This is a genomic window from Pseudomonas viridiflava (assembly GCF_003702045.1).
Classification (GTDB): Bacteria; Pseudomonadota; Gammaproteobacteria; order Pseudomonadales; family Pseudomonadaceae; genus Aquipseudomonas; species Aquipseudomonas viridiflava_C.
In genome coordinates this window covers 10664-15191 of record NZ_RBTP01000039.1, presented here as the reverse complement: position 1 = coordinate 15191, position 4528 = coordinate 10664, and the positions used below count along the sequence as shown (strand labels likewise).

The following is a 4528-nucleotide window of genomic DNA, read 5'->3' as shown; positions in this document are numbered from 1 at the left end:
GTCCTGCAACATGTAGGCAACGCGCTCGACGGGATAAGCCGGATCCAGCGGCACATAACCCCCGCCCGCTTTCAGAATCGCCAGCAACCCGACCACCATGTCCGCGCCACGCTCGACGCAAATCGCCACGCGGGAATCGGGCACCACGCCTTGCCCACGCAGATGATGCGCCAGGCGGTTGGCGCGTTCGTTAAGCTCGCTGTATGTCAGCTCAGCCGCACCGTGAACCAGCGCAACAGCCGCTGGCGTACGCTGAACCTGGGCTTCGAACAAACCGTGAACGGTCTGCTCCAGCGGGTACTCGGCAGCGGTGTCGTTGAAACCGACCAGCACTTGCTCACGCTCCTGCGCCGGCAAGATCATCACCTGATTCAACCGCGCCGCAGGCACTTGCTCCATCGCATCGGCAAGGCCCATCAGTGCCTGCTGCACATAACCGCAGACCCGCTGAGCGCCGACATGCGCCGGGGTCATGATAGAGAAGGCGAAGTCTTGTCCCGAGTCGTCCACCGACAGCGTCAGCGGGTAGTTGGTGCGCTCTTCACTCTTGATAATGTCGATACCGGCCCAGGCGTCCATACCGTCCTGAGCCACCAACGCACCGGTGTGCCGGTAATTGAGCAAGGCACTGAACAGCGGCAAAGGCGCTTTGATCGGGCTGCAGCGCTGAGCCAGCGTCAAGGACGCATGCTCATGGGCCAGCAATCCGGTCAGACGCTTATGGGCGGTCCTGACAGCATCAGGCACACCGATATCACCCAGAGTAACCCGCAACGGCAAGGTATTGATGAACATGCCCAATGCCCGGTCAGCCCCTTCACCGCCCTGCATCCGGCCCATCAACACCGTGCCGAACACCACATCATCCTTGCCCGTCACCCGGCCCAGCACTTGCGCCCAGGCCAAATGGTAGAAGCTCGCCATGCTGACCCCGAGGCCGCGTGCGTGATGACGCAGACGTCGGGTAAGGTCTGCGTCTACCAGTTGGCGAATGTCTTCTATTCCGACGCCATCGCCCTGCACGTTGTGTAGGTCGAACGGCAATGTGGGCTCGTCGATGTCTTCCAGCATTTCCCGGAAGAACGTTTCATGGGCTTCGCGACTGACGCCCAGACGTGCCTGGGCCACGTAATTGCGGTAAGGCACCGACGCCGCCAGGGTGGCTTCACTGCCCCGCATGAACGCTTCGATTTCCCGCGACAGCACCGCCAGTGAGGTGGCGTCGTCAATCAGGTGATGGAACAGCAGGATCGCCACCCAACGGTTGTGGGTCGTGTCCTGCGCATAAGCAATGCGCATCAGCGGCGCCTGACGAATATCCAGGCTGTAATGACGTGGGTCGAAACGGCGGTGCAACTGAGTGGCAATGTCGCCATCGTCCGGATCAAGCGTCACGGCCTCGACACCCAGCTTCGCTTCACGCCACACCACTTGCAGCGGCTCGTTCAGCCCCTCCCATACCACGCCGGTGCGCAGGATATCGTGCCGGGAGATCACGTTCTGCAGGGCCTGGGCAAAGGCTTCGACCCGTGACACCTGGTCGAAACCAAACAGCACATATTGCAGGTAGGGATCGCCCTCTGTGGCACTCAAATGGTGATAGACAATGCCTTCCTGCAGCGGTGCAAGGGCATAGATGTCCTGCACATTGGCAACGCCGCCCGGGATACCGTTAACCACTTGGTCGATCTGTGCCTGGCTCAGGTCGACCAAAGGCAGCATGTCAGGGGTGATGCGCGTGCAGTTGTCGGGAATCAGATTGGCCGGAACGACCAGCGCAGGTCCGCCACGCACTGCGTCAGCCAGAGCCTCAAGCGTCGGCTGATTGAACAGCACGCGCACATCGGCACTGAGGTTGTGCTGACGCATGCGCTCGATCAGTTTCACCGCCAGCAGAGAATGTCCACCCAATTCGAAGAAGTGGTCATGGCGCCCCACACGTTCGAGCTGCAACACCTCCGCCCAGATTTGCGCCAGTGTGGTTTCAACCGCGCCTTGGGGAGCCTCGTAAGCCCGGCTGAGCAATGCCGACTGGTCCGGCGCTGGCAGCGCCTTGCGGTCCAGCTTGCCGTTGGAGGTCAGCGGTAAAGACTCCAGATGAACGTAGGCAGCAGGCACCATGTAATCCGGCATTTGTTGCTGAAGGTGCGTGCGCAACGACTCGATATCGGGGTTGACGCCGGCGTCTTCCGACGTGAAATACGCCACCAGACGCTTGTCGCCCGGCACGTCCTCGCGAGCCAGGACCACCGCATCCCTGATCTGCGCATGACTGGCCAGCTTGGCCTCGATTTCGCCCAGTTCGATACGGAAACCACGGATTTTCACCTGATCGTCGTTCCGGCCCAGGTATTCCAGACTGCCTTCGGCATTCCAGCGGGCCAGGTCACCGGTGCGGTACAGACGTGCGTTTGCAGTGGCGGTGAACGGATCGGCGATGAAGCGCTCGGCATTCAGCTCGGGACGGTTCAGGTAGCCACGGGCCACGCCCGCGCCGCCGATGTACAGCTCGCCCACCACGCCGACTGGCACCGGTTCGCGCTGGGCGTCCAGCACGTACGTCTGCAAGTCCGGGATTCGCACACCAATCGGGCTGACGCCCATGTGGTGTGCATCTGCGGCTTCGAGGGCGCGGTAGGTCACGTGTACTGTGGTTTCGGTGATGCCGTACATGTTGACCAGTTGCGTACCGGCGTTCATCGCCTTCGCATACCACGGCTTGAGCAGCCCCGTTTCCAGCGCCTCGCCCCCGAAAATCACCTGGCGCAGCGAGTGCGCCTGCTTGCTTTCGGACTGGGCGGCAATCAACTGACGGAACGCGCTCGGCGTCTGGTTAAGCACCGTGACGCCAGCCTCGCAGATCAGCGCATAGCATTCTTGCGGCGAACGGCTGACCAGTTGCGGCACGATCAACAGCTGTCCGCCATGCACCAGCGCGCCCCAGATTTCCCAGACCGAGAAGTCGAAGGCGAACGAGTGGAACAGTGCCCACACGTCGGTGGCATTGAAGCTGAACCAGGCGTCGGTGGCCGAGAACAGGCGCGCTACGTTGCGATGCTCAACCTGCACGCCTTTCGGCAAACCGGTGGAGCCGGAGGTGTAGATCACGTACGCCAGGTGCGACGACGTCAGCCCTGCAATCTGCGGGTTGTGCATCGCCAGCCCTTGAAGACTGCCATCATCCAGGCAGATCACTGGCATGCGCTCGACCGTCAGGACAGCCTGAGTCGCGCGCTGCACCAGCAACGCGGCGGGCGCACTGTCTTTGAGCAGGTAAGCCAGACGGTCCGCCGGATAAGCCGGATCAATCGGCACATAACCCGCGCCCGCCTTGAGAATCCCCAGCAAGCCGACGATCATTTCCGGGCTGCGCTCGACGCAAATAGCCACACGGTCATCCGGGCCGATGCCCTGCTCGATCAAACGATGGGCGACCTGGTTGGCGCGGGCGTTGAGTTCCCCGTACGTCAGGCGGCGCGACTCGTACCGGATGGCAATGGCCGACGGATGCGCAGCGGCACGCGCTTCGAACATCCGGTGAATGGGTTGGTCGTCGGCAAATACCGACTCACGGGTGTTCCAGGTGCGTAGCAGCTGCTCGCGCTCGGTCGCCGGCAGAATCGAAAGGCTGCCGAGCGGTGCGTCGGGGGCCTGCTCCAAGGCATCGACCAGACCTTCAAGGGCCATGTGTACGTAGTCACACACCCGCTGCGCACCCACCGATGCCGCTGCCAGCGCGGTCAACTTGAAGGCTTCGCCCAAATCATCGACGTTAAGGGTCAGCGGGTAGTTGGTGCGCTCATCGCCACCCAACAGGCGCATGCCTTCCCAACCGGCCAGATCCTCCTGCGTATCGCCCATGATGCTGTGGCGGTAGTTGAGCAATGCGCTGAACAACGGCGCCGGTGCTGCCACCCCGCTGCAACGCTGTGCCAGCGCGAGCGATGCGTGTTCGTGGGCCAGCAGCCCGGTCAACCTGATGTGGGTCTGACTGACCGCCGTCAGCACACTGCTGTCGAGTCCGACCCGCAACGGCAAGGTATTGATGAACATACCCAGTGCCCGGTCGGACCCTTCACCTGCCTGCATACGGCCCAGCAGCACCGTGCCGAATACCACATCGTCGGTTGTCGACACTTTGCCCAGCACCAGCGCCCAGGCCAAATGCACCAGACTGGCAGCGCTCACCCCCTGTTGGCGGGCATGATGTCGCAACCGGACGGACAATTGCGGGTCAACGAAACGCTCAACCTCCTCGATATTGCGACCATCACCCTGCACATTGCCGATCTCGAACGGCAGTGTCGGCTCGTCGACGTCGCCGAGCATTTCGCGGAAGAAGGTTTCATGCGCAGCAGGGTCGGCACCCAGCCGGGCTTGCGCCACGTAGTTGCGATACGGCATGGCCGCACCCAGTTGCTCGGCATTCCCCATCAGGAATGCCTGCATCTCATGGCGTATGACTTCGAGCGCGGTGTGGTCCAGCGCAAGGTGATGGAACAGCAGTGTCGCCACCCAGCGTTGCTGC

At 62.2% G+C, this 4528-nt stretch carries 1 protein-coding gene; it reads right to left on the bottom strand.

From position 1 onward, the window contains the following. Nucleotides 1-4528: non-ribosomal peptide synthetase (locus ALP40_RS25395; protein ID WP_147478317.1), on the bottom strand; the 4528-nt coding region annotated here is incomplete at both ends.